At 71.3% G+C, this 24,102-nt stretch carries 21 protein-coding genes; 17 read left to right on the forward strand and 4 right to left on the reverse strand.

Translation table 11 applies throughout. The annotated features are described in order from the left end of the window. The first annotated feature begins 24 nt into the window (after window positions 1–24). The 7 genes from mnhG (at window position 25) to ACYQ1L_RS20020 (ending at window position 10,663) form a co-directional block, all read left to right on the forward strand. Window positions 25–411 (forward strand): monovalent cation/H(+) antiporter subunit G, encoded by a 387-nt coding sequence (gene mnhG / locus ACYQ1L_RS19990; RefSeq protein WP_460005713.1) that lies wholly within the window; start codon window positions 25–27, stop codon window positions 409–411. 96 nt (window positions 412–507) lie between these two features. After that, a complete protein-coding gene (locus ACYQ1L_RS19995; RefSeq protein WP_460005714.1) occupies window positions 508–1,092 on the forward strand; it encodes a hypothetical protein in 585 nt (194 codons plus the stop codon). A gap of 2 nt (window positions 1,093–1,094) precedes the next feature. After that, window positions 1,095–1,595: a hypothetical protein gene (locus tag ACYQ1L_RS20000; protein ID WP_460005715.1), complete on the forward strand. Its 501-nt coding sequence runs from the start codon at window positions 1,095–1,097 to the stop codon at window positions 1,593–1,595. Window positions 1,596–1,642: 47 nt separating this feature from the next. Next, window positions 1,643–3,463: a hypothetical protein gene (locus tag ACYQ1L_RS20005; RefSeq protein WP_460005716.1), complete on the forward strand. Its 1,821-nt coding sequence runs from the start codon at window positions 1,643–1,645 to the stop codon at window positions 3,461–3,463. Window positions 3,464–3,476: 13 nt separating this feature from the next. Continuing rightward, complete coding sequence (locus ACYQ1L_RS20010) at window positions 3,477–4,982, forward strand: hypothetical protein (protein ID WP_460005717.1); 1,506 nt, start codon at window positions 3,477–3,479, stop codon at window positions 4,980–4,982. A 112-nt stretch (window positions 4,983–5,094) separates the two neighbouring features. Further along, a complete protein-coding gene (locus ACYQ1L_RS20015; RefSeq protein ID WP_460005718.1) occupies window positions 5,095–9,210 on the forward strand; it encodes a Pls/PosA family non-ribosomal peptide synthetase in 4,116 nt (1,371 codons plus the stop codon). A 61-nt stretch (window positions 9,211–9,271) separates the two neighbouring features. Beyond that, a complete protein-coding gene (locus ACYQ1L_RS20020; protein ID WP_460005719.1) occupies window positions 9,272–10,663 on the forward strand; it encodes a M1 family metallopeptidase in 1,392 nt (463 codons plus the stop codon). An 88-nt stretch (window positions 10,664–10,751) separates the two neighbouring features. Here the strand turns inward: ACYQ1L_RS20020 and ACYQ1L_RS20025 are convergent, their stop codons facing one another. Both ACYQ1L_RS20025 and ACYQ1L_RS20030 read right to left on the reverse strand, forming a co-directional pair. After that, window positions 10,752–12,260 (reverse strand): SDR family oxidoreductase, encoded by a 1,509-nt coding sequence (locus ACYQ1L_RS20025; protein WP_460005720.1) that lies wholly within the window; start codon window positions 12,258–12,260, stop codon window positions 10,752–10,754. Between the two features lie 25 nt (window positions 12,261–12,285). Beyond that, window positions 12,286–12,933: a MarR family winged helix-turn-helix transcriptional regulator gene (locus ACYQ1L_RS20030; protein WP_460005721.1), complete on the reverse strand. Its 648-nt coding sequence runs from the start codon at window positions 12,931–12,933 to the stop codon at window positions 12,286–12,288. 71 nt (window positions 12,934–13,004) lie between these two features. Between ACYQ1L_RS20030 and idi the strand changes: the two genes are divergently transcribed. The 7 genes from idi to ACYQ1L_RS20065 all read left to right on the forward strand — a co-directional run bounded on the left by idi (window position 13,005) and on the right by ACYQ1L_RS20065 (window position 17,946). Next, a complete protein-coding gene (idi, locus tag ACYQ1L_RS20035) occupies window positions 13,005–13,562 on the forward strand; it encodes an isopentenyl-diphosphate Delta-isomerase (RefSeq protein WP_460005868.1) in 558 nt (185 codons plus the stop codon). Then, complete coding sequence (locus tag ACYQ1L_RS20040; protein ID WP_460005722.1) at window positions 13,559–13,906, forward strand: polyprenyl synthetase family protein; 348 nt, start codon at window positions 13,559–13,561, stop codon at window positions 13,904–13,906. The genes idi and ACYQ1L_RS20040 overlap by 4 nt, the downstream gene beginning before the upstream one ends. After that, window positions 13,866–14,630, forward strand: coding sequence for a polyprenyl synthetase family protein (locus tag ACYQ1L_RS20045; protein ID WP_460005869.1), 765 nt, complete (start codon window positions 13,866–13,868; stop codon window positions 14,628–14,630). The genes ACYQ1L_RS20040 and ACYQ1L_RS20045 overlap by 41 nt, the downstream gene beginning before the upstream one ends. Next, window positions 14,627–15,505, forward strand: coding sequence for a phytoene/squalene synthase family protein (locus tag ACYQ1L_RS20050; RefSeq protein ID WP_460005723.1), 879 nt, complete (start codon window positions 14,627–14,629; stop codon window positions 15,503–15,505). The genes ACYQ1L_RS20045 and ACYQ1L_RS20050 overlap by 4 nt, the downstream gene beginning before the upstream one ends. Further along, window positions 15,502–17,058, forward strand: a complete 1,557-nt coding sequence (gene crtI / locus ACYQ1L_RS20055) for a phytoene desaturase family protein (protein WP_460005724.1) — start codon at window positions 15,502–15,504, stop codon at window positions 17,056–17,058. The genes ACYQ1L_RS20050 and crtI overlap by 4 nt, the downstream gene beginning before the upstream one ends. Then, window positions 17,049–17,435, forward strand: coding sequence for a lycopene cyclase domain-containing protein (locus tag ACYQ1L_RS20060; RefSeq protein WP_460005725.1), 387 nt, complete (start codon window positions 17,049–17,051; stop codon window positions 17,433–17,435). Before crtI ends, ACYQ1L_RS20060 begins: the two co-directional genes overlap by 10 nt. 61 nt (window positions 17,436–17,496) lie before the next feature. Beyond that, the gene (locus tag ACYQ1L_RS20065; protein WP_460005726.1) at window positions 17,497–17,946 is read left to right on the forward strand and encodes a UbiA family prenyltransferase; all 450 of its coding nucleotides are present in this window, start codon (window positions 17,497–17,499) and stop codon (window positions 17,944–17,946) included. A 26-nt stretch (window positions 17,947–17,972) separates the two neighbouring features. Here ACYQ1L_RS20065 and ACYQ1L_RS20070 read toward each other — a convergent pair whose 3' ends face one another. After that, complete coding sequence (locus tag ACYQ1L_RS20070; RefSeq protein ID WP_460005727.1) at window positions 17,973–18,494, reverse strand: 4'-phosphopantetheinyl transferase family protein; 522 nt, start codon at window positions 18,492–18,494, stop codon at window positions 17,973–17,975. Between the two features lie 157 nt (window positions 18,495–18,651). On the opposite strand from ACYQ1L_RS20070, the gene ACYQ1L_RS20075 reads away from it, so the two are divergent. Together ACYQ1L_RS20075 and ACYQ1L_RS20080 are read left to right on the forward strand one after the other, a co-directional pair. Beyond that, window positions 18,652–18,924, forward strand: a complete 273-nt coding sequence (locus ACYQ1L_RS20075) for a LacI family DNA-binding transcriptional regulator (RefSeq protein WP_460005728.1) — start codon at window positions 18,652–18,654, stop codon at window positions 18,922–18,924. Between the two features lie 54 nt (window positions 18,925–18,978). Then, window positions 18,979–19,899, forward strand: coding sequence for a LacI family DNA-binding transcriptional regulator (locus tag ACYQ1L_RS20080; RefSeq protein ID WP_460005729.1), 921 nt, complete (start codon window positions 18,979–18,981; stop codon window positions 19,897–19,899). A gap of 52 nt (window positions 19,900–19,951) precedes the next feature. On the opposite strand, the gene ACYQ1L_RS20085 is transcribed toward ACYQ1L_RS20080, so the two are convergent. After that, on the reverse strand, window positions 19,952–22,648 hold the full coding sequence (locus ACYQ1L_RS20085) for a penicillin acylase family protein (protein WP_460005730.1): 2,697 nt from the start codon (window positions 22,646–22,648) through the stop codon (window positions 19,952–19,954). Window positions 22,649–22,871: 223 nt separating this feature from the next. On the opposite strand from ACYQ1L_RS20085, the gene ACYQ1L_RS20090 reads away from it, so the two are divergent. Continuing rightward, complete coding sequence (locus ACYQ1L_RS20090; RefSeq protein WP_460005731.1) at window positions 22,872–24,032, forward strand: endo-1,4-beta-xylanase; 1,161 nt, start codon at window positions 22,872–22,874, stop codon at window positions 24,030–24,032. Window positions 24,033–24,102: the final 70 nt, after the last annotated feature.

Raw genomic sequence — 24,102 nt, forward strand, 5'->3', positions numbered from 1 at the left:
CAGCGCAGGCAGGAGGGAGGAGCGATGAACCTCTTCGAGCTGAGGATCCCCGATGCGGTGGTGGACGCCGCCGTCTGGATCCTCGTGCTGATCGGCGCCCTGCTGTGCCTGACCGCAGCGATCGGGCTGCTGCGCCTGCGGGACGTCCCGAACCGGCTGCACGCCGCGACCAAGCCGCAGGTGCTCGGCCTGCTGCTGATCTGCCTGGCGATCGCACTGTCGCAGCGCTCGGTGATCGGGATCGCGCTGGGGCTGCTGCTCGTCGCGCCCGTCGTCCTCATGCAGTTCGCCACCGCGCCGCTGTCGGCGCACATGGTCGGCCGCCAGGCCTACCGCAACGGCACCATCGACGAGCGCTCGCTGGTGGTGGACGAGCTCGCCGACTCCAAGCGCACCCCTCCCGCCGGGTAGCAGCGGCACGCCGGATCCTGTATCAGATCCTGCTGTCGAGGCTCTTCTCCCTCGTCAGCCGCACTGGGCGGCTGCCATGGATGGAAGGGCATCATCGTGAGCGATTCATCAACGTCAGATGTCCCGGACCCGGGTGCCGAGGATTCCTCGACGAGCGGCGGGGACACCCAGGACGCGACTCGGGCCGACGGAGGGGCGCCGACGGACTCGTCGGACGCCGGCGGTTCCGACCCGGGCGGAAGCTCGGACACGGGGACCCAGGGCGACTCCGGAACCGAGGACGATACGACGACCGGCGGCACGTCCGACGGCACGTCGTCCGAGGGCGGCACGACGGAGACCGGCGACGGCACGTCGACGGGCGATGGCACGTCGACGGACGGCGCTTCCGGCGCCGGCGGCGACACGCAGGGCGGGGACGCCACCGGGACCGGCGACGGCACCTCGTCCGACGGCACCTCGTCCGACGGCACGTCGACCGGTGACGGCACGTCATCCGGCGACGGCACCTCGTCCGATGGCGCATCGACCGGCGACGGTGACCAGGCGACGAACACCGAGACGGGTGCGGCCAAGGTCGACCTGTCCCAGGCCAGCATCGGAACGCTGCCGGAAGACGCCGTCGCCTTCAACGACTACGACACGTCCTGGATCGGCGACGGAAAAGAAGGGGTGGCCTGATCATGAGCGATCTCACCGACATCGTCAACCTCGCCTCATCGGCGGTGACGCTGCTGAAGTCGAACGAGACGCAGAGCATGGGGTCGCTGGCGACCGCACTGCCTCGCGGGGTCGATCCGCTGAAGACGGGAGGCAACTGGCGACGCGTCACGAACCCGCTCGTGATGACGATCACCTGGCCTGCCCTGCATCCGACGTTCGCGAGCGACACCGTGATCAGCCTCGGCGTCATCTGGACGTTCGGCGGATCGGTCGACGGCAAGGGACGCTTCATCAAGGATGCGGAGGCGTACGTGAAGGTCGGATCCGTCACCGCGACGTACAGCTTCGACGTCACCGCGAAGTTCGCCGAGTCGGGCACGCCCATCGGCTCCGAACCCGTGGCGATGCTCACGGGCACCTTCAACGTCGTCCGCTCCCGGACGATCTTCGGGGTCGTCGACTCCTCGGTCTACGGGTTCAAGATCCTCGGCGACGGCTCCGGCGAGATGGTCGAGCTCTGACCTCGGCGCCGCACCTCATCCCGATCACGCACTTCACGGAGAATCTCATGCCTGACGTCACCGACGGCCTCCAGATCACCGGAGGCATCACCAAGGCGTTGCTCGACGCCCTCAACCAGCTGCACAGCGCCGTCGCGGCGCAGCTGACCAATCCCGACGGCAGCCCCTCCGGCAGCGCCGTCTACATGCACCTGCCGATCGGGCGATCGATCGACCCCAAGATGTACGCGAACCCGTGGACGCCCGCCGGCCTCGTCTACCAGGCGTCGTCCGACGACGGGCAGTTCACCCAGCCCGCTGCATCCGACGCCGCGCCGACGGCACCGGGCGGCGTGCCCGCCCCTCCCGGGCAGCAGGCGGCCGCGGCACAGCCGTCGGCGCAGCTCGCGACAGCGCTCAACTCGGCGATGAACACCGCCCGGCTCGTCGACGACATGCTGATGGTCACCGACAAGGGGATCGCGAAGTCGTGGCCGGATCGGAAGGTCTCGATCGAGTACTTCGAGGTGCTGACCGGGATGCAGGCGGAGCCGGTGCCGGAACCGTCCGATGAGACGAAGGCGAGCATCGCCGCGGCCGAGCAGGTGCTGTATCTGATGGACGCTCAGGGCAACTACACCGGATACACCCCGCTGTATCTCTCCTACCGTCACAACCTTAAGGCGCTCGCGGACGCCCGCACCGCCTATGCGCAGGGGTATGCGGCCGCCATGGCGAACCCTGCCGCCGGCGGTGCGTGGGCGGTCGCCAGCGGCGCGCTGCAGGCGGCGGTGGACAACGCCTGGAACGACTACCGCGACATGGGCGGCCAGAAGATCGAGGACGCCATGAACACGCTGCAGTCCAAGGGCGGCAGCGCGGTCGCCGCGCTGATCGCCAAGGCGCGCCGGATGTTCGACGACTATCAGGTCGGCCTGGCCGGAGCGATCGCGGAGAAGATCCCGTGGTCGGCGATCGACCCGGTCTCCTGGTGGGACCACACGGACAACGACTTCGGCGTGTTCCATATCGACACCAGCAGCGACAACTACGCCACCTCGTCGGCGTCCACGTCGAGCAGCTTCGCGAACTCGTTCTACCACGACTCGTCCTCGAGCAACTCCGGCGGCGCCGGCTTCTCGATGTTCGGGTTCGGGGCGTCGGCGGATGCGGGCCACAGCGATGCGCATCACGACGGGCAGCAGAGTGACGGTCAGCAGGGCTGGCAGCACTTCCAGGACTCCAGCACGTCGGCGTCGGTGACGTTCGAGTACTTCGTGGCGAACTGCATCCGCGACTGGGCGCTGCTGGATCTGCTGCACATCCCCGGCTGGTACATGGTCGGGCAGAAGCAGAACGCGATCAGCGACGGCACCATCACGGGCCAGATCGACGCACCCGACCGGATCCTGCCGATGGTGCCCAAGGCGTTCCTCGTGGTGCGCAACGTCACCATCACGGCGGACAACTGGGGCGCGATGGGCGACGCCTTCCAGTCGGCGGCGGATCAGGCCTCGCAGCAGACCGATTCGAGCTCCACCACCTTCGGCGGCTCGGTGGGCTGGTGCGGCATCGGCGGTCATTTCCAGCACTCGGACTCGCAGGACAGCGGGGCGTTCACCTCGCATTCCGACGCGTCCAACAGCTGGAGCTTCACGCGCTCCGAGCAGGGCGGAACGCTGTCGCTCATGGGTTCGCAGATCGTCGGCTGGATCGGCGAGATCCAGCCCGCGAGCCCCGCGAAGGACGACCCGGGCCTGGCCGCGGCAGGCACCCCGGGGGGTTCGGGCGCCGCCTCCGGAGGCGCTTCCGCTCCAGCTGCCGGAACCGGATCCGCTGCCGCTTCCGGAGCGACCCCCGCACCGGCGCCCGCGGGCGCTCCGAACTGAGCAGGAGCAGCCGATGGACGAGAACGACGATCAGCTGCTCGCGCTCGGGCAGCAGATCCTGGACACGCTCACGGCTGCGTACGTGCCGGCCGGGGACGAGCGGCATGCGCTCGCGCTCTTCCCCGGTCAGGCCGTACCCGACGAGATCGTGCAGGGCGGCCAGACGAACCCGCTGCAGCTGTCGCAATGGCTGGGCGAGCTGTACGACTTCCCCCTCGACCTCAAGGCGGCCGCGGGCACGTCGATCGTGACGCCGGTGCAGACCGGGATGACGCTGCGCACCGGCTACTCCCTCGCCGCGCGATTCGCCGTGCCGACCCTGGCCGCCGACGATCCGGGGCTTGCCCGCATCGAGGCGCTGATCGCCGATGCGCGCAAGGACGTCGGCGAGGGTTCCGCGGCGGCGCTTCCCTTCGGCTGCCTCCCCGAGGGATTCGCTGAGCCGGATGCGACCGGCTGGCAGACGTTCGACACCGTGGTCTCGAGTCACCACGACGACTCCTCGACGATCACCGCCCCGAGCCGCCCGGATCCGGTCCTCTGGCGCCTTCATGCCATCCCGGAGTCGCTGAAGGAGAGCCTGGCCCAGCGCGTGCTGGTCAATCGCGACCGCATCGACTTCTCGGACCGGGCATCGGCGCTCGACCTGCCCGCACTGCGCGACGCCCGTCGCACGCTGATCGCGCAGTCGGCTGCCGACGCCGGATCGGTCGCCGACGCGGCACCGGTCGCCGACGCGGCGCCGCTCGATGTTGCGGCGCCGCTCGTCGACGCAGCGCCGCTCGATGGTGCGACGGTGAACGATCCGATCGCAACCATGGCGCTGCGCACTCCGCTGGCGGTACGTGCGGATCCGGGCCGACTCGCCACGACCCGCCTCGCGGAGGCGGCCCTCGTGCCCGACGCGTCGGTGCCGACCGAAGGATCCGAGGACGGCGTCCTCGGATCGCGTGAGCGCGCCCTGGCCTCGGCGACCTCGCTCTTCACGGTCGCGAACGCGATCTCGACGGTCGACGACGCCCGGCTGCTCACGACGATCGACCGCAACGACCTCCAGGACGCGCCGACCGCGACCTCCCTCACCGCGCAGGACAGCTCGTTGCACATCCACTTCGAGCACCTCCTGGTGACGATCGTGCGCAGCGCTTCGGGCATCCACTGGTGGCATCCTGAGCTTCTCGCGGCGACGCAGTGGTGCGTCCCCGGCATGAGCGCGGGCGACCTGATCGGCGCGGCTTCTGATCCCGACACGGTGCGCTGCCAGCCCCTCTCCCTGCTGTTGGTGCGCAACGTGACCCTCACAGGCACGTGGTCCACGTCGGCGAGCGAGATGATGACAGGGGCGCACTACGTCGGGCCGTTTCTGATGCAGGTGGACGCATCCTCGTCCTCGACATCAGCCGATCAGCAGACCACCATCGGCGGCGCGGGAATCCAGGTCATCGGGGTGATCGGGGGACCCATACCGGCCCTGCCGCCCTCGGACGACCCCGCGAAGGCGCCTGGCGCGCCTCAGTAGCGACGTTCCGCAGCGCACGGACCCGGCGCCCGGGGCGCTTCACCTGCTGTTTCCCCGCGGGCGGTACCCTGAGCGCGCACGCGCCCGGCGTGCGTCGCTGGAACGGAACCCGATGCAAGACATCCTCGATCGCGCCGCGCTCGCGGCGACGCCGCGCACGCTGATCGACATCCTCGTCGACACCGCGCGGCGGCACCCGGACGCCTCCGCGATCGAGGATGCGGCCGGCGCCCTCAGCTACGCCGAGCTGCTCGCCCAGGTCTGGCGCACCGCGACGCGGCTCCGCGAGCAGGGCGTGCTGCGCGGCGACCGCGTGGGGATCCGGATGCCTTCGGGCGGCCGCGAGCTGTACCTCGCGATCCTCGGCACGATGGCTGCGGGCGCCGCCTACGTGCCGGTCGACGCCGACGATCCCCAGGAGCGGGCCGACCTGGTCTTCGGCGAGGCGAAGGTGCGCGGCGTGATCGGCGCCGGCGGGGTGTTCACGCCTCTGGGGGAGGGGGCCGCGGAGGCGGACGCAGCGCCCGTGCCGGGCTCGGTCCCTTCGACGGGCTCAGGGAACGGGGCTGCCGTCCCTTCGACAGGCTCAGCCCCTTCGACAGGCTCAGGGACCGAGGCTGGCTCAGGGACCGAGGCTGGCTCGGGGACCGCGACGGGGGCCGCGACAGGATCAGGGACCGGGGGGCCCGGATCCGGCCTGTTCGACGGCGACGATCCGCATCCCAGCTCCGTCGCGATCGGAACGGTGCCGCATCCCCTGCCGCTCGATGACGCATGGATCATCTTCACGTCCGGATCCACCGGGGTGCCCAAGGGCGTCGCGGTCACGCACCGCTCCGCCGCCGCCTTCGTCGACGCCGAGGCGAATCTGTTCCTGCAGCACGCGCCGATCGGCCCCGGCGATCGCGTGCTCGCAGGCTTGTCCGTGGCGTTCGACGCCTCGTGCGAGGAGATGTGGCTGGCATGGCGTCACGGCGCGTGCCTGGTGCCGGCGCCGCGGGCGCTCGTGCGGTCGGGCGAGGACCTCGGTCCGTGGCTGCTCGGGCACGGCATCACGGTGGTCTCGACCGTGCCGACGCTGGCGGCGCTGTGGCCGCAGGACGCGATCGAGAACCTCCGGCTGCTCATCTTCGGCGGCGAGGCGCTGCCGCCCGAGCTCGCGGCGCGCCTCGTGGGGGAGGATCGCGAGGTCTGGAACACCTACGGCCCGACGGAGGCCACCGTCGTCGCCTGCGCGGCCGAGATGGACGGCGAGGCGCTGCGCGCGGGGGAGCCGGTGCGGATCGGCCTGCCCCTGGGCGGGTGGGAGCTCGCGGTCGTCGACGGCGAGGGAAACCGCGTCGCCGAGGGCGAGGTCGGCGAGCTCGTGATCGGCGGGGTGGGGCTCGCGCGGTACCTGGATCCGGCCAAGGATGCGGAGAAGTACGCGCCGATGCCGTCGCTGGGCTGGGACCGCGCCTACCGCTCGGGCGACCTCGTGCGGTACGAGGAGGCGGGGCTCGTCTTCCAGGGGCGCGCCGACGACCAGGTGAAGATCGGCGGCCGGCGCATCGAGCTGGGCGAGGTGGAGGCCGCCCTGCAGAACCTCACCGCGGTGACCGCCGCGACCGTCGCCGTGCAGCGCAGCGAGGGCGGCGTGCCGCTGCTCGTCGGCTACGTCGTGCCGACCGAGGGCTTCGACCGGCAGACCGCGCGCGCCGAGCTCGCCGGGACCCTGCCCGCACCGCTCATCCCGCTGCTGGCGGTCATGGACGACCTGCCCGTGCGCACCTCGGGCAAGGTCGACAAGGCGGCGCTGCCCTGGCCGCTGACGGATCCGGACGCCGACGACTCCACCCTGACCGGCACCGCGGCCTGGCTCGCCGAGCAGTGGTTCGCCGTGCTCGGCACGCGTCCGCTCGACGAGGACGCCGACTTCTTCCAGCTCGGCGGCGGATCCCTCGCGGCCGCGCAGCTCGTGAGCCGGATCCGCTCCCGTGCACCCGAGTTCACCATGGCCGACGTGTACGACCTGCCCCGGCTGCGCCGCATGGCCGACGCCGTCGAGGCGGAGGCGGGTGACGAGGAGCCGGATCCCGGCGACTTCCACGAGTCGCGTCCGACCCCGCGGCGCATGCAGTGGATCCAGACCGTGCTCGGCGTCCCGCTGTTCGTGCTGGGCGGGATCCGCTGGGTGCTGTGGTTGCTGACGGGGAGCGCGATCCTGCATGTCGTGCCCGGGTTCGACTGGCTGCCGACCGCGCCGGTGTGGCTCATCGTCGCGGGCCTGGTGGTGTTCGCGACGCCGTTCGGCCGGATGACGATCGCGGCGGTCGCAGCCCGGCTGCTGCTCGCAGGGGTGCGCGCCGGCGACCACCCGCGCGGCGGCGGCGTGCATCTGCGGCTCTGGCTCGCGGAGCAGGTGAGCCACCAGATCGACCCCGTCGGGTTCGCCGGCGCTCCGTGGGTGAGCTACTACGCCCGCGCCCTGGGCGCGAAGATCGGGCCGGACGTGGACCTGCACACGCTGCCCCCGGTGACCGGCATGCTCGACATCGGCCGGGGTGCGGCGATCGAGCCCGAGGTCGACCTCTCCGGCTACTGGATCGACGGCGACGTGGTGCGCATCGGCGGGATCCGGATCGGCGCCGGCGCTGTCGTCGGCGCGCGCAGCACCCTCGCCCCCGGCACGCGCATCGGCCGCGGCGCCGAGGTGGCGCCGGGCTCCGCGGTGTTCGGGCGCGTGCGCGCCGGGCAGCGCTGGGCGGGGTCGCCGGCGGTGCGCGTCGGCGGCAAGTCCGCCCCGCTGGCGCCCGAACGGCCGCCGACCCCGCGCCGCTGGCTGTGGGCATATGCCGCATCGAGCATGGGTCTTGGCCTGCTGCCCGTGATCGCGTTCGCCGTCGGCGCGCTGGTGCTCGTGCAGGGCGCGCGGGGAGCCGCGTCGCTCGGAGCGGCGCTTCCGACGCTCGCGCTCTGGCTCGTCCCTGCCGTCCTCGTGACCGGGATCGTGTTCGCCGGCCTGGTCGTGGCGACCACCCGGCTGCTCGCGATCGGGCTGCGCGAGGGGATCCACCCCGTCCGAGGCCGCATCGCCTGGCAGGCGTGGACCACCGAGCGACTGCTCGACTCCGCGCGCACGCTGCTGTTCCCCCTCTACGCGAGCCTGTTCACACCGGTCTGGCTGCGGCTGCTCGGCGCGAAGGTCGGCAAGGAGGTGGAGATCTCGACGGTGCTGCTGATCCCGTCGATGACGACGATCGACGACGGCGCGTTCCTCGCCGACGACACGATGGTCGCCTCCTACGAGCTCGGCGGCGGCTGGATGCGCCTCGCCGCCGCCCGCATCGGCAAGCGCGCCTTTCTCGGAAACTCCGGTATGGCGGGCGCCGGTCACAAGGTGCCCAAGGATGGGCTGGTCGCCGTGCTCTCGGTCGCGCCGGACAAGGCGAAGGCGGGATCCTCGTGGCTCGGGTCGCCGCCGGTGCGCCTGCGCCGCGTCGTGAACGAGGCGGATCTCGAGCGCACCTATCGCCCGCGCGCGTCGCTGCGGGTCGCGCGGGGGCTCTGGGAGCTGTGCCGCCTCGTGCCCGTGATCCTCACCTGCGCTCTGGGCCTCGCGGTCCTGCTGGCGCTGGCCGCGCTCGCCGCATGGCTGGGGCTCGGCTGGACCGTGGTGCTGTCCGGTCTCGTGCTGCTCGCCGCCGGCGCGGTGGCGGCCGGCTGCGCGACGGCGGCGAAGTGGATCTTCGTCGGGCCGATCCGCGCGGGGGAGCACCCGCTGTGGTCGAGCTTCGTGTGGCGCACGGAGGTGGCCGACACGTTCACCGAGATGATGGCGGCTCCGTGGTTCGCCAACGCCGCGGCAGGAACCCCGGCGCTCGCCGTGTGGCTGCGCACGCTCGGCGCGAAGATCGGGCGCGGCGTATGGACCGACAGCTACTGGCTCCCGGAGCCCGATCTGGTGACCCTGGGCGACGGCGCGACGGTGAACCGCGGCTGCGTCGTGCAGACGCACCTGTTCCACGACCGCGTGATGAGCATCGACACGGTGACGCTCGAGGCGGGCGCCACCCTCGGCCCGCACAGCGTGATCCTGCCCGCCGCGACGATCGGATCCGACGCCACCGTGGGGCCCGCGTCGCTCGTGATGCGCGGCGAGAGCGTGCCTGTCGGCAGCCGTTGGAGCGGCAACCCCATCGGGCCGTGGCGCGCGGTGAAGGTGCGCACCTACCAGGCGGCGGAGTGAACCCCGGGGATCGCGGTGAGCGCCGCGCCGCCGGCCGCTCCGGATCTGTGAGCATGGAACGGTGAGCCCCGACGACTACACGCCGCGCAGCGGCGACCGCCGCTACCACGTCGAGCACTACGACCTGAGGATCGACTACCGGCTCAGCACGAACCGGCTCGACGGGGTCGCCCTGGTGCGCGGCCGCGTGCTCGAGGCCACCAAGAGCGTGTCGCTCGACCTCGTCGGGCTCCGGGCGACGAAGGTCCAGACGCCGCGGGGCGCTGCGGGCGGGAAGGGCGGCCGGATCGGGTTCACCCAGACCGACCGCAAGCTCAAGATCGCGTTCGGCCGGGAGCTCTCCGCCGGCGACACCTTCGAGGTCTCCATCGCGTACGGCGGTGCTCCCCGACCGCGCCGCACCCGCTGGGGCACGCTCGGCTGGGAGGAGCTGGAGGACGGCGCGATCGTCGCCTCGCAGCCCATCGGCGCGCCGTCGTGGTTCCCCTGCAACGATCACCCGAGCGACAAGGCGAGCTACCGACTCACGATCACGACGGATCCCGGCTACACGGTCGCGGCGGCCGAGCCGGTCTCCACGGCGACCAAGGGCGGGCGCACCGCATGGGTGTTCGAGCGCTCCACTCCGACTCCCACGTATCTCGCGACCGTGCAGATCGGGAAGTATGTCTCGCGCGGCATGGATCTCGCGGGCGTCGAGGGGCAGGTGCTCCACCCGCCGGCGCTCTCCGCACGGGTGCAGGCGGACCTGGCCCCGCTGCCGCGCATGATGGCGGCGTTCACGGAGGCGTTCGGGCCGTACCCGCTGCCGTCCTACCGGCTCGTGGTGACGGCCGACGACCTGGAGATCCCGCTCGAGGCGCAGGGGATGGGCGTGTTCGGCGCCAACCACATCGACGGCCGGGGCAGCCTGGAGCGTCTCATCGCGCACGAGCTCGCGCACCAGTGGTTCGGCAACAGCGTCGGCGTCGCCCGGTGGCGCGACATCTGGCTCAACGAGGGCTTCGCCTGCTACGCGGAGTGGATCTGGTCCGAGCGCAGCGGCGGGCATGGCGCGCATGCCAAGGCTCTCGGGCACTGGGCGGCTCTCGCCGCGCAGCCACAGGACCTCGTGCTCTCCGACCCCGGTCCTGAGCTCATGTTCGACGACCGCGTCTACAAGCGCGGCGCCCTGACGCTGCACGCCCTGCGGCTGACCGTCGGCGACGACGTCTTCTTCCGGATCCTGCACGCGTGGACCGAGCGGTTCGCCGGCGTCACAGCCACGACAGAGGACTTCCGGACGCTCGCGGCCTCCGTCGCGGGCCGTCGCCTGGAGGCCTTCTTCGACGCCTGGCTTGACATGACCGCGCTGCCGCCGCTGCCGGAATCTCCGACGGGTGTTGCGGTGGTGGAGCCGGCGCCGGTCACGGAGGCGCTGAACGTGAATCCCCGCGCCATGGGCGGCTGCTGAGCAGGGGCTGCCCGGGTCCCGGAACAGCGCGGTGACAGCGCCATGGTCAGCAGGGAAAGCGCCTCCGGATCAGCCCTGCGCGCCCGGATCAGCCCTGCGCGCCCGGCGAACCCTGCGCGCCCGCGGAACCCTGCGCGCCCGCACTCCGTTCCGCGGCGCGCAGGATGCTCGTCGCCATGCCGGCGAAGATGATGCCGTGGAAGGGCACCAGGGCGGCCCAGTAGAGACGGCCCGATAGACCCTTGGGGAAGAAGACCGCGCGCTGACGGTAGCGGCTCCCGCGGTCCGTTCTCTCGACGGCGAGCTCGAGCCAGCCCCTGCCGGGCAGGCGCATCTCCGCCCGCAGCCGCAGCGCGCGTCCGCGCTGGATCGACTCCACCCGCCAGACGTCCACGACGTCCCCGGTATTCAGCTTCGAGGGGTTTCGGCGCCCCCTGGTCATTCCCACTCCGCCGGAGAGGCGGTCGATCCAGCCGCGCGCAGCCCAGGCCAGGGGGGACGAATACCAGCCGTTGGCGCCGCCGATCGACTCGATCACACTCCACACCGCCGCAGGTGGCGCGACGCTGTCTCGTTCCCTCGTATCCGTGAAGACCCGTTGCCCGGCCCACTCGGGGTCGCTCGGAAGAGGGTCGCTCGGCGCACCTGGCACGGTGGCGCTCTGCCAGCTCGTCTCGACCTCACCGGCCCGCTCTCGCCGCAGGGCGAGCCGCACGGCGACCCGATAGGGGAGCAGGCCACCGGGAGGATCCGGGATCCATTGTGCGATGTCGTGCTCATGGGCGACGCAGTCGTTCTGCAGCGAGGCGATGATGGGCACCGCGATCCGGCGCGGAACGGGTGTGACGAGGTTGACCCACTGCGAGGCCAGCCAGGGAGTCAGCACCGGCAGCGCCGCGATCGGTCTCTGCGGCAGTCCTGCCTCGAGCGCGTAGCCGTTCATCATCTGCCCGTACCGCAGCACGTCGGGTCCGCCCAGATCGAACGTCCGGTTGAGCCGCTGGTCGATCGTCACCGATTCCACGAGATAGCGGAGCACGTCGCGCACGGCGATCGGCTGCACGTGATTGCGCACCCAACGGGGTGCCGGCATATAGGGCAGCACCTCGGTCAGGTGCCGGATCATCTCGAAAGACGCCGACCCCGAGCCGATGACGATGCCGGCCTGCAGCACGATGGCGGGCACCGGACCCTCGAGGAAGACCTGCCCCACCGCCGCTCGCGATGCCAGGTGCTCCGAGAGAGCGGCCTTCTGCGGGTGCAGTCCGCCGAGGTACACGATGCGCTGCACGCCGGATTCGCCCGCCGCGGCGGCGAACGTCTGGGCATGGGCCTTCTCAGTCCTGGAGAATCCGCTGCCCGCCGTCATCGAATGCACCAGATAGAAGGCGATGTCGACACCCTGCATCGCGGCGCGCACGCCCCGCGCGTCGGCCAGGTCGGTCTCAGCCACGTGCACGCGGTCCCGCCACGGCACGTCGGTCAGCTTCCAGGCCGCTCGCACCAGGCAGGTCACCTCGTGGCCTGCCTCGAGCAGCTGCGGGACGAGGCGCCCGCCGATGTACCCGGTCGCTCCTGCCACCAGCACGTGCGTCATGTCGTCGCGCTCCCGTCGTTCGGTATCAGCTGGAGGTCTCCGCGTCGCGCGGAACGGACGTCGAGGATCGCGGGTGCGCGCCCTGCGATTCGTCCGCGTGCTCGGCAACCGCGATCCGCTCCCCGTCGGGATCAGGATGCTCCGTGGCCGCAAGAGCTTGGAGGAAGCCGGTCACGATCGCGCGGTCGGACGGACTCAATCGTGCAGCCACGGCGAAGCGCCGCGCGTGCAGGCGGCCCACGTCCTCGCGGGCGGCGAGTCGGGTCTCCTGGGATACCCGCAAAGCCAGGGCACGGCGGTCGTTGGGATAGGGGAGCCTGAGCACATGCCCTCCCTGCTCGAGTCGGTCGAGCAGCTTGGTCGTTGCAGCGGAGCTGATGCCGAGATGCTCGGCCAGTGCGCGTGCCGTCGCAGGTTCGCCGGCATTCTCCGCTGCGATGAGGAAGCGGACGGCACGCATGTCGTTGGTGTTGAGTCGCATGTAGCGGCGCGAGGCGAGGCTCATCCTCTCCGCCGCCCGGTGCCAGGCGCTCAGCGCGGCCATCATCTCCACGATCTCATCGACGTCCTGGTCGCTGAGATCCTCACGGTTCACGAGTTCCGAGGCGGGGTCGATGAGGCGCGGATCGATCATCGCTCGCTCGGTGCGTGGTCCGGGATGGGGATCTGCCATGGAAGGACTATATGGCAAATGGTTTACTGTTAACCAAGATTGTATTTAACTAAATTAGCAAAGTGGTGCAGATGGTGGACGACGGTGAGCGGGTCGTGCTGCTGAGCTCGGACGGCGCCGAGATCGGGACGGCCCCCAAGAGCAGCGTGTACGGCGCGGACACGCGCCTGCACCTCGCCTTCTCCTGTCACGTCTTCGATCCCGCCGGGCGGTTGCTGGTCACCCGCAGAGCGCTGACGAAGGCTGCATGGCCGGGGGTGTGGACCAACTCGTTCTGCGGCCACCCGGCACCGGGGGAGGGTCTCGTCGCGGCAGTGCGGCGGCGCGCCGAGCACGAACTCGGCCTCGCGCTCGGCGCCGTGGAGCCGGTGCTCCCGTTCTTCCGATACCGCGCGGTGGACGCTGCGGGAGTGGTCGAGAACGAGATCTGCCCCGTGTACGTCGCCACCTCCGACGGGGCGCCGCGTCCGCATCCGGACGAAGTGGTCGAGCACCGCTGGGTGGATCCCGACGATCTCGCCGCCTCCATCGAGCGGGTGCCGTGGGCCTTCAGTCCATGGCTGGTGCTGCAGGCGAAGCTGCTGCCGTTCCTCGGCGGCGGGCGGGATCTCGAGGAGCTGGCGTCGTGAGGGAACCCGCGATGGTCCGTGACGTCCGCTCCGCAGCCCATTCCGTCGCCGAGGTCGAGGCGGCGATCGACGCCTGCTTCGATGACGTGGCGAGGACCGTGGGGACGTTCCAGGGCTTCGATCGGGTGTGGGAGTCGATGCGGCAGGCATCCACCGGCGGAAAGCTGCTGCGGCCCCGCCTCCTGCTCTCCGCTCAGCGTGCGTTCGGCGGTGCTCCTGACGAGCACGCGCTGCAGGCGGCGGTGGCGATGGAACTGCTGCACGGCGTTCCTGCTGCACGACGACGTGCTCGACCGCGACCTCGTGCGGCGGGGCGGACCGAACCTCATCTCGCGGCAGCGTGACGCAGCCCTTGTCCGAGGCGTGAACCCACGGGAGGCGCGACGGTACGGCGAGAGCTGCGCGGTCCTCGTCGGGGGTCTGCTGCTCGCGGCCGCGCACCGTCTGATCGGCGAGCTCGACGAGCCGGTGGGAAGGCGGCGCGCGCTGCTGGGCGTGCTGGACGACGCGGTTTCGGCCGCGGCCGTCGGGGAGCACGCCGATCTGCGGATCAGCCTGAGCGGCGAAGCCGACGAGGACACGATCCTGCGCACGATGGCGCTGAAGACGGCGCGGTACTCGTTCAGTGCGCCACTGCGATTCGGCGCGCTGATGGGCGGGGCGTCATCCGACGTCGTCGACGCGCTCGGCTTCATCGGAGACACGGTCGGGATCGCGTTCCAGATGCGCGATGACGTGCTCGGGGTGTTCGGCGACCCCAGGCGCATCGGGAAGTCGGTGCTGTCCGACCTGCGCGAGGGCAAGATCACCCTGCTGGTCGCGTACGCCCGGATGGATCCTTCCTGGCAGCGGGTGGCGCACCTCTTCGGCGACCCGGACCTCGACGAGCGCGGAGCGGCTCTCCTGCGCTCCGCGATCGAGCGGAGCGGTGCTCGAGCCCGTGCCGAAGCCGTGGCCGCGCAGCTCATCGACGAGGCGAGCATGTCGATGTACCGGGCAGCGCTGCCGCGCGAGATCATCGAGGACCTGGAGCGGGTCATGGCGAGTGCGATGGAGCGCTCGCGATGAGTGCGCCCGCCGGGCTGCGGCAGTACGACCGCTCGGCCGCGCGGGGCTCGACGCAGGTCCTGGAGAGCTACTCGACCTCGTTCCGCCTCGCCAGCCGGCTGTGCAGCGGACCCGTGCGTGCCGACCTCGCCGCCGTCTACGCCCTGGTGCGCGTAGCGGGTGAAGTGGTCGACGGATGCGCCGCAGACGCAGGACTCACCGGAGAGCAGTGCCGCCTCGTGCTCGACCACCTCGAGCAGGAGGTGGAGTCGGCCCTCGCCTGCGGCTACAGCGCGAACCTCGTCGTGCACTCCTTCGCCAACATGGCGCGCGAGACCGGGATCGACGAACGTCTCACCAGGCCTTTCTTCGCCTCGATGCGGCGCGATCTGGATCCGCTCGTCTTCACCGAGGAGCGCGAGCTCGACGACTACGTGCACGGATCCGCCGAGGTGCTCGGGCTCATGTGCCTGGCCTCGTTCTGCCGCGGTCTGCCCGCCGATCCGCTGCGAAAGGCGCGCTGGGAGCGGGGCGCGATGGCGCTGGGATCGGCGTTCCAGCGGGTCAACTTCCTGCGTGATCTCGGCGAGGACGCGGTCTCCCTCGGGCGCAGCTACTTCCCGGGGGTGGATCCTCAGGGGATCTCCGAGGAGCAGAAGAACCGGATCCTGGACGGCATCGACGCGGAGCTGCGGGAGGCGGCCACCGTGATCGGGGAGCTGCCGTCGTCCAGCCGGCGGGCGGTCACCGCCGCGCACCTGCTGTACGCCGAGCTCTCCTCCCGGCTGCGGTCCACGCCCGCGCACGACCTCGTACGCCGGCGGGTGAGGGTGCCGGCGGCGCGCAAGGCATGGGTCCTGGCGCGCGCGGCGCTGTCGCCGGCGGTGGCTCGATGAGCCGTGTCGCGGTTCTCGGCGGGGGAATCGCGGGGATCGTCTCGGCGGCTCTGCTCGCGGCCGACGGACATGAGGTTCAGCTGTTCGAGAAGTCGGCGCAGCTCGGCGGGCGCGCGGGACGCTGGGACGCGCTCGGCTTCCGGTTCGACACCGGGCCCTCGTGGTATCTCATGCCCGAGGTCTTCGATCACGCGTTCCGGCTGCTCGGCACGACTGCGGCGGACGAGCTCGACCTGGTCCGCCTGGATCCGGCCTACCGGGTGTTCTTCGACGGTGCCGGTCCGCTGGATGTGCGCTCCGGTCGCGCCGACGTGGTCACGCTGTTCGAGGGGATCGAGCCCGGAGCCGGCGCGAGGCTCTCCGCCCATCTCGACTCGGCCGCGCGCACCTATCGGCTCGCGAAGGACCGCTTCCTCTACACCGACTTCTCCCACCCGGGCGCGTTCCTGCCCGGCCGGGAGCTGAGGGAGCTGCCGGCGCTCTCACAGCTGCTCGGCCGCTCCCTGCAGAGCCTGGTCGAGGGATCCTTCGCGGACCGGCGACTGCGTCAGATCCTGCAGTATCCCGCGGTCTTCCTCGGTGCCTCGCCGGCCCTCGCGCCCGCGCTGTTCCATCTGATGAGCACCTTGGACCTCGATGACGGCGTGCTGTACCCGCGCGGGGGGCTCGGCGTGGTGGTGGATGCGTTCTCGCGACTCGCCGCGGAGGCAGGGGTCGTCGTGCGCACCCGCACCCCGGTCCGCCGGATCCTCGTCGAGGATCGCGCGGTCCGCGGCATCCTGGTGGAGCACCACGGCGCGCTGCGCGAGGAGCGGTTCGACCGGGTGGTGAGCGCGGTCGACATGCACCACAGCGACACGGCGCTGCTGCCGGGCCGCTCGCGGGAGCGCCCGCTCCGGCACTGGGATCGGAGCAACCCCGGCACGGGAGCGGTCCTCGCGATGCTGGGAGTGCGCGGGCGGCTCCCGGAGTTGCGTCACCACAACCTCGTGTTCACGCAGGACTGGCAGGCGAACTTCGATGCGATCTTCGGAGCCGTGCCGCGGGTGCCGGATCCCGCGTCGTTCTACGCCTGCATGCCGAGCGCGACAGATGCCACGGTCGCTCCCCAGGGACACGAGAACCTGTTCCTGCTCGTGCCGGTCCCGGCGGATCCCGGAATCGGATCCGGTGGTCTGCACGGTGCGGGTTCGGCAGAGGTGGAGGCGGTCGTCGACCGGGCGATCGCCGCGCTCGCCGCGCACGCCGGCGCTCCGGATCTGCCTGAGCGCGTCGTGCTGCGACGCACCGTGGGCCCCGCCGACTTCGAACGCGACCTGCACTCCTGGCAGGGATCGGCGTTGGGGCCTGCGCACACGCTGCGACAGAGCGCGTTCCTGCGCGGGCGCACGCGCTCGCGCAGGACGCGAGGCCTGTTCTATGCGGGCGGGACCACCATTCCGGGCATAGGGTTGCCGATGTGCCTGATCAGCGCCGAGCTCGTGCTCAAGGCGTTCCGCGGCGACCGCAGCACGGGCCCCTTGCCGGTCGCGGAGGCGCTGCGATGGGCGTGACGTATCTCAGCCTGCTGCTCGTGGCGATCTTCGGCGTCGGGCTCGTGGACGCCCGATGGCGGCTCTTCCTCTGGGCGGATCCGCGCCGCGCGGCGCTGGTCCTGCTGGCGGCCGTCGCGCTGCTGGTGGCATGGGACCTCGCCGGGATCGCGGCCGACATCTTCCGCCGCGATCCGAACGCCATCTCGACCGGCATCCTGCTCGCGCCGCACCTGCCGATCGAGGAGCCGGTCTTCCTGGCCTTCCTGGTGCAGGTGACGATGACGGTCTATGCCGGAGCACGCCGGATCCTCACCTCGTCGCACACGCGGGCGCGCCGGCTCGAGCGCGCCGCGAGATCGGACCGCGCCGCGCGGACAAAAGGACCCCGCGGATGAGCGCATATCTCCTGCTCGACGCCGCTTTCCTTTTGCCCTGCGCGCTCGTGCACCTGCTGACGTGGCGACGTCGTCCCCCACGGCACGCTCCGTCTACGGGCTCGTGCTCGCGCACGCGGCTCCGACGCCGGGGCTGGTGCTCATGCTGATCGCCTTCTTCGCCTGGGGAATGGCCAGCCACGCCTTCGGCGCCGTGCAGGACGTGATTCCCGACCGCGAGGGCGGCATCGCGTCCATCGCGACCGTGCTGGGCGCCGCCAGGACCGTGCGGTTCGCGATGGCGATGTGGATGCTGGCGGGAGTGCTCATGCTGTTCACGCCGTGGCCAGGACCCTGCGGCGCGGCGCTCGCCGTACCGTACCTGCTCGCGGTGTGGCCCTACCGCTCGATCGGCGACGAGCGCTCGGCCGAGGCGAACAGAGGGTGGCGCCGATTCCTCGTGCTCAACTACCTGTGCGGCTTCCTCGCCACGGTGCTGCTGATCTGGTGGGCGGCAGGCACCACGCGCTGAGAGCCCGCTCGCGAGCGCTCGGCCGATCAGCTCCGCAGAGCGAGCGAGACGACCATTCCCCGATCCGCCACGACCGGGAGCACGAGGTACGCGTCGCCGCCCGGCACCGTCGCCCTCCCGTCCGGGAGGAGCCGCACCTGGTCCGGAGGCACCATCAGTCCGCGTCCGTCGGCCTTGAGCACCGCCTCGATCGCGGTCCAGCCGCGCAGATCCGGCGAATCAGCCGGGGCGAACAGGGCGGCGAGATCAGGCTGCGCGCCGGCACGCTCGGCGTCGATGCCGATCGCGGAGGCGAGGCGGTCGGAGGCGACGGCGACGATCGCCCACGGATCCGCGTACGCCACGCTCGCGAGCACGGGGGCATGCGGCAGCACCGGACGACCGTGCGGACCGCCGCAGACCGGGCAGCGCTGCTCGATCCGCAGGTTGCACCCGGGAGCGAGCTCGCCGGCCAGCGCCCGAAGCAGCATCCGGCCAGTCTCACGGCGGTCGTGAGGGGCAGCGCGCGCCCAGGCGATCCGCACGTCCTCGACCGTCGTCTGCTGCACGCGTCCAGCGTAGGCGGGCCGGATCCGGATGCGTGCGGCCCATAAGTTGAAGTAAACAACAAAACTCTTGCGTGCCGTCGGAACGCTCGCTAGTGTCGATCGTCGAAGCGCTTCACCAGCGCGAACCCGTACCGATCGAAGAAGCCCGGAGACGACGATGGCGAAGATCCATGAGGTGGCCGAGGCCGCCGGCGTGTCGATCAGCACCGTCTCCTACGCGCTGAGCGGCAAGCGCTCGATCTCGCCGGCCACGCGGGAGCGGGTCGAACGGGCTGCGGCGCGGCTCGGCTACGAGCCGAACGCCGGCGCGAGGATGCTCGCCGGGCGTCGTACGCACATCTTCGCCCTCACCGAGCCGTTCCGCCCGGACACGCACGCGCCGACGCACATGAGCTTCGTCCTCGCGACGTCGATCGCCGCGCGCCGCTAGGACTACGACATCCTGCTGCTCACCGATGCCGAGGCGTCGGCGGGGATGCGCCGGGTGTCCGCCAGCGGACTCGTCGACGGGATCCTCGTACTCGATGTCGCGCCGGAGGACGACCGGGTCGCGCTCTCGCGCGCGATCGACGTTCCGACGGTCTTCATCGGGGTGCCCGACGACGTGGAGGGCCTGGTCTGCGTCGACCTCGACTTCGAGGCGGCGGCGGCGCTCGCCGTCGACCGTCTCGCCGACGCCGGACATCGCCGCATCGGCTTCATCGGCCACCCGGAGACCGCGTACGTCCGCTCGAACTTCCCGCCGCGGGTGCGCCGCGGCATCGAGGACGCGGCGCATCGTCGCGACGTCGCCCTCGCGACGGCGTTCCCGGGGGAGGGCGACGAGCGGCGCCGCGACATCGGCGAGGCGGTGCGACGCATGATCGCGGACGACGTCACGGCGCTCGCCCTGCACTGCGACGACGCCGCACACGCGGCCGTCCTCGCCGAACTCGCGGCCCGGTCAGCGTCGGCACGCTGCTCGGCGCGTCCTGCGGGAGGGGGCTCCCGCAGGACGCCGTCGGTCCCACCCGTCGTCGAACCGGAGGCCGCCTATGAACGCCCGACAGCGCCAGAGCGTCACCGCCACGGGCGCGATGGCACTCCGGCACGCGTCGACCTCGTCATGGCCAGCGCTGCCTTCGTGCTCACCGCGCACCTCGGCGACCACGACGCCGCGGCCGAGGTGCTGCACCTCGACTCCCGGAAGGTGCGCGATCACATCTCCGATCTGGAGCGGACGGGCCGGGCGCGGCTTCTCACGGACGCCGCCGGAGGGCCGGTCCCGACGGAGCTCGGCGGTGAACTGATGGAGCCGCTCAGCGCAGCCGTCCGCGCAGCCGCCGCTGCCGCCGAACAGCGGCTCTCCGGCGTCCTGCGAATCCTGGGGCGCCCCGACGGCAGCCCCCCGAACGCCGACGAGTGACACCGTTCAGGGCGCTCGGGATGGTGCGGGAGGGCGCGATGCGGAGCGGTGCTCAGCCGTGCGGGGCGAGCACCAGCGTGTCCACGGTCGCCGCGTCGACCGCCTTGGCAGAGAACGGCCACGGCGACTGGACACCATGCGACCAGTCCTCGGCCTGATCCGTGTAATGCGGGCTGAAGGCGTGACCGCTGGCCCCGGTGAGATGGTTCCACGTCGACGCGTCGAAGTCGGAGAGGTCGACCACCATCCGCATCGACGGCACCGTGGTCGTCGCGTAGGAGCCGCCGAGCGCCCAGCCCGTGGCATCGACGACCGAGGAGCCGCCGCCCACTGGATACGGGCCGCGGTTGAACAGCCACTCGATCGGCGCGATGCCGCTCTTGCCGAGGGTCTGGTGCGTGAGCGTGATCGCGTGCAGGGCGCCCCAGCTCCACCGGGACGGATCCGCACCCTGCGCCGTGACGAGCTCGTCGTACGCCTGCTCCGCCGCCAGGGCCAGCATCTCGTCCCGTCCGGCGACGCCGAGCTTCGGGTTGGTCCACAGCGGGTCGTCGGGGTGGTCGAGCATGGCCCCGACCACGGTGAACAGCCGACCCTGCCCGTCCATCGGCAGCGGATGCTCCCGGTTGGCGAAGACGTTCAGGGCGAGGCGCTGCCAGAGCACGTTCGCGTAGGCCGCGGCGGGGGAGTCGGCCGTGACCTGCGCGTCCCACGTCTTCAGCAGCGAGACCGCCGACCGGATCCCGGTGCCTCGCGCGCCCCGACCATGCTGCAGCGCCGGCACCTCGACCACGGCCGCGGCGAGCCGCTTGCCGATCCAGCTCTGCTGGTCGAACTGGATGTCGCGCATGTCCTGGGCCGTGAGCGGATGCTGCTGCGCGGTGCGCTCGATCAACTCGGCGATGCGGGCGGCGCGGTAGCCGTAGTCCCAGTCGCGGGAGAGGAAGTGCGGGTAGCTGTCGGGCACGATCGCGTTGTTGGCCGTGACGATGTATCCCGCCTCGGGGTTGTACGAGACCGGGAGGTCGTCGAACGGGATCCAGCCGGTCCAGTCGTAGGCGCTGGACCATCCGGGCTGCGGCAGATAGCCGTTGCCCGCACCGCGGACCGGCAGCCGTCCCGGCGTCTGGTAGCCGATGTTGCCCTTGCGATCGGCATAGACGAGGTTCTGCGCGGGCACGTCGAACAGCGACGCGGCATGGCGGAAGCCGGCGAAGTCCCTCGCGGTGTTCATCGCGAAGATCGCCGTGGCGGTCGTGCCCGGGTCGAGCGCGGTCCACCGCAGGCTCACCGCGTACTCGCCGGGAAGCGCGTCGATCGCGGGATCCGGCGCGACGCCGGTCTCGCCGCCGGGCGACGCCGTGTCGGCGCGGCCCACGACGGGCTTCTTCGCCAGCGCCGTGGTGTCGTCCGTCAGGCCCGAGATGATCGGGCCGTGCGCCGTCGCCCGGATCGTGAGCGGGACGTCGGCGCCGCCCGCCACCTTGATCGTCTCGGTGCGCTTCTGCAGCGGCACGCGCACCCCGTCGCGCCACACGGTGTCGCCGTCGATCTTCTCGAGGTAGAGGTCGGTCACATCTGTGGTGAGGTTCGTGAAGCCCCAGGCGATGTCGGCGTTGTGCCCGATGACGATGCTGGGGAGCCCGGAGAACGAGAACCCGCTGACGTCGAACGGGCAGGCCGTGCTCACCGTGCGGCAGCGCAGCTGCATCTGGTACCAGACCGAGGGGAGCGAGGCGCCGAGGTGCGGGTCGTTCGCGAGCAGCGGCTTGCCGCTCGCGGTGAGGGATCCGGACACGACCCAGGAGTTGGATCCGATGCCTTCGCCCGGGTTCCCGAGCAGTGTCTGCACCGCCGCGAGCGTGCTGCTCGCGGTCGTCCAATGCACGGCGGACCGCGTCGCCGTCGTGCCCTCGACCGCCGGCCCCGTCGCAGCGCCGGAGGGGGAGGCCGTCAGCGCCGAGCCGATCCGCGCGCTCGCGGCGCCGGTTCCGCCGGTCTGGTCCATCGGGGTGATCGTCGGCACGATCACGGGGTGGGTGTCGAAGGGGTACGCGGGGTAGATCTCGTTCATCGTGGCCGCATCGACCGTGGGCACCAGCAGTGCGCGGGCGAGTTCGTCCTCGATGTTGCCGCGCAGATCCCAGGCCATCGCCTTCAGCCATGCGACGGAATCGGCCGGCGTCCACTTCTCGATCGTGTAGCCGGGGTTGGTCATGCCGATGACGGCATATTCGAAGGAGGCGTCGGCGCCGCGGTGGTCGGCGAGGTAGGCGTTCACGCCGTCCGCATACGCCTGGTAGTAGCCCCGCGTGGTCGCGTCCATGGCTGCGACCTCCTGCTCGGCGATCCGGTGCCAGCCCAGGGTGCGGAGGAATTCGTCGGTGGCCACCTGCGTGGCGCCGAAGATCTCGGCCACGCGCCCGCTCGTGACGTGCCGACGGAAGTCCATCTCCCAGAAGCGGTCCTGCGCGTGCACGAAGCCCTGCGCGAAGAACAGGTCGTGCGCGTCGTCGGCGGTGACGGTGGGGATGCCCCGGTCGTCGCGCTGCACGGTGACCCGTGCGTGGAGCCCCTTCAGCGAGAGCTCGCCCGACGTCTGCGGGAACGAGCGCTGCGCCGTCCAGACCAGGAAGAGCGCGGCGGCCGTGACGAGCACCAGAGCTCCCGCGATGACGCCGAAGGCCGCGCGTCCGATGATCCGGCCGGCGCGCCGGCGCGGTCCCACGGTGGGTTCGGCTGACGGCATGACGCTCCTTCGCGTGGCACGGAGTCTCACGTCCGGAAGGATCACGTCGCAGTTCGTGAGACGTGATCGCATCCTAGCGCCCGGCTCGCGCACAGCTCGGGGCCGAGGCGCCTTCGCGGCGGGGGTTGACGCCCCTGCCACCCGCCGCTACCTTTCGTTGTTACCAACAACATATGGGTGGCGCGGGCGCCACCCGTGCCGACGATGAAGTCAGGAGATCTCCATGCGCCGATCGACGCGCTTGCTTCTTGCGGTCACCACTGCCGCAGCCCTCGTGCTGCCCGTGTGCGGCGCGGGGGCCGCCGACGCGGCGCCGCCGCCCTACAGCCGCTCCGACAAGTCCACGCTGCGGGCGCAGGCGCCGAAGGGCCTCGCCATCGGCACAGCCGTGTGGGGCCAGAAGGAACTGGTGGGATACGACCCGGCCGCGCCGACCGCGTACCAGCAGGTGCTGGGCGCCCAGTTCTCGTCGCTCACCCCCGAGAACGACATGAAATGGGAGTCGATCCACCCGTCTCCCGACGTCTACGACTTCGCTTCGGCGGACGCGCTCGTCGCGTACGCGAAGGCGAATCACCAGCAGGTGCGCGGGCACACGCTGCTCTGGCACAGCCAGAACCCGGCGTGGGTCACCGAGGCGAGCAAGACGTGGACCTGCGAGGACGCCCGCGCGGTGCTGCACGACCACATCAGCACGGTGGTGGGGCACTTCAAGGGCGAGATCTACCAGTGGGACGTCGCGAACGAGATCTTCCAGGACACCTGGGATGCCGGTGGGGTGCGGCTGCGCACCGAGGCGAACCCGTTCCTGAAGGCCTGTGCGAGCGATCCGGTCGCCCTCCTCGAGGATGCGTTCCGCTGGGCGCATGAGGCGGATCCCGACGCGGTGCTGTTCCTCAACGACTACAACGCCGAGGGGATCAACGCCAAGACCGACGCGTACTACGCGCTGGTTCAGCAGATGCTCGCCGACGGCGCACCGGTCGGCGGATTCGGCGCGCAGGCGCACCTGAGCCTGAAGTACGGCTACGACACCACGCTGCAGGCGAACTTCGAGCGGTTCGCGGCCCTGGGGCTTCAGGTCGCGGTGACCGAGGCGGATGTCCGCATCCCGCTCCTGCCCGGAGAGACCGCTCCGACCGCGGAGCAGGTCGCGACGCAGACCGACCGCTACGACGCGATGCTGCAGGCGTGCCTGAACGTGTCGGCCTGCACCTCGTTCACGGTGTGGGGCTTCCCGGACGCGAACTCGTGGGTGCCCGCGGTCTTCCCCGGCGAGGGCTGGGCGACCATCTTCGAGGACGACTACACGCCGAAGCCCGCGTTCACCGCGATGCTCCGCTCGCTGGAGGACGCGACGCCGGGCCGCTCGCCGCGCGGCTGAGCATGGACGCGGCGCTCGACGCCGGTCCTCCTCGGAAGAGCCGGCGTCGAGAGCCGTCCGCGTCGGCCTG

Source organism: Microbacterium xylanilyticum (assembly GCF_054654695.1).

Coding starts and splice junctions, on each gene's coding strand:
- ACYQ1L_RS20005 (WP_460005716.1), top strand. CDS start 1,643: ATGCCTGACGTCACCGACGGCCTCCAGATCACCGGAGGCATCACCAAG.
- ACYQ1L_RS20015 (WP_460005718.1), top strand. CDS start 5,095: ATGCAAGACATCCTCGATCGCGCCGCGCTCGCGGCGACGCCGCGCACG.
- ACYQ1L_RS20085 (WP_460005730.1), bottom strand. CDS start 22,648: ATGCCGTCAGCCGAACCCACCGTGGGACCGCGCCGGCGCGCCGGCCGG.
- ACYQ1L_RS20000 (WP_460005715.1), top strand. CDS start 1,095: ATGAGCGATCTCACCGACATCGTCAACCTCGCCTCATCGGCGGTGACG.
- ACYQ1L_RS20050 (WP_460005723.1), top strand. CDS start 14,627: ATGAGTGCGCCCGCCGGGCTGCGGCAGTACGACCGCTCGGCCGCGCGG.
- idi (WP_460005868.1), top strand. CDS start 13,005: ATGGTGGACGACGGTGAGCGGGTCGTGCTGCTGAGCTCGGACGGCGCC.
- mnhG (WP_460005713.1), top strand. CDS start 25: ATGAACCTCTTCGAGCTGAGGATCCCCGATGCGGTGGTGGACGCCGCC.
- ACYQ1L_RS20010 (WP_460005717.1), top strand. CDS start 3,477: ATGGACGAGAACGACGATCAGCTGCTCGCGCTCGGGCAGCAGATCCTG.
- ACYQ1L_RS20090 (WP_460005731.1), top strand. CDS start 22,872: ATGCGCCGATCGACGCGCTTGCTTCTTGCGGTCACCACTGCCGCAGCC.
- crtI (WP_460005724.1), top strand. CDS start 15,502: ATGAGCCGTGTCGCGGTTCTCGGCGGGGGAATCGCGGGGATCGTCTCG.
- ACYQ1L_RS20030 (WP_460005721.1), bottom strand. CDS start 12,933: ATGGCAGATCCCCATCCCGGACCACGCACCGAGCGAGCGATGATCGAT.
- ACYQ1L_RS20025 (WP_460005720.1), bottom strand. CDS start 12,260: ATGACGCACGTGCTGGTGGCAGGAGCGACCGGGTACATCGGCGGGCGC.
- ACYQ1L_RS20075 (WP_460005728.1), top strand. CDS start 18,652: ATGGCGAAGATCCATGAGGTGGCCGAGGCCGCCGGCGTGTCGATCAGC.
- ACYQ1L_RS20060 (WP_460005725.1), top strand. CDS start 17,049: ATGGGCGTGACGTATCTCAGCCTGCTGCTCGTGGCGATCTTCGGCGTC.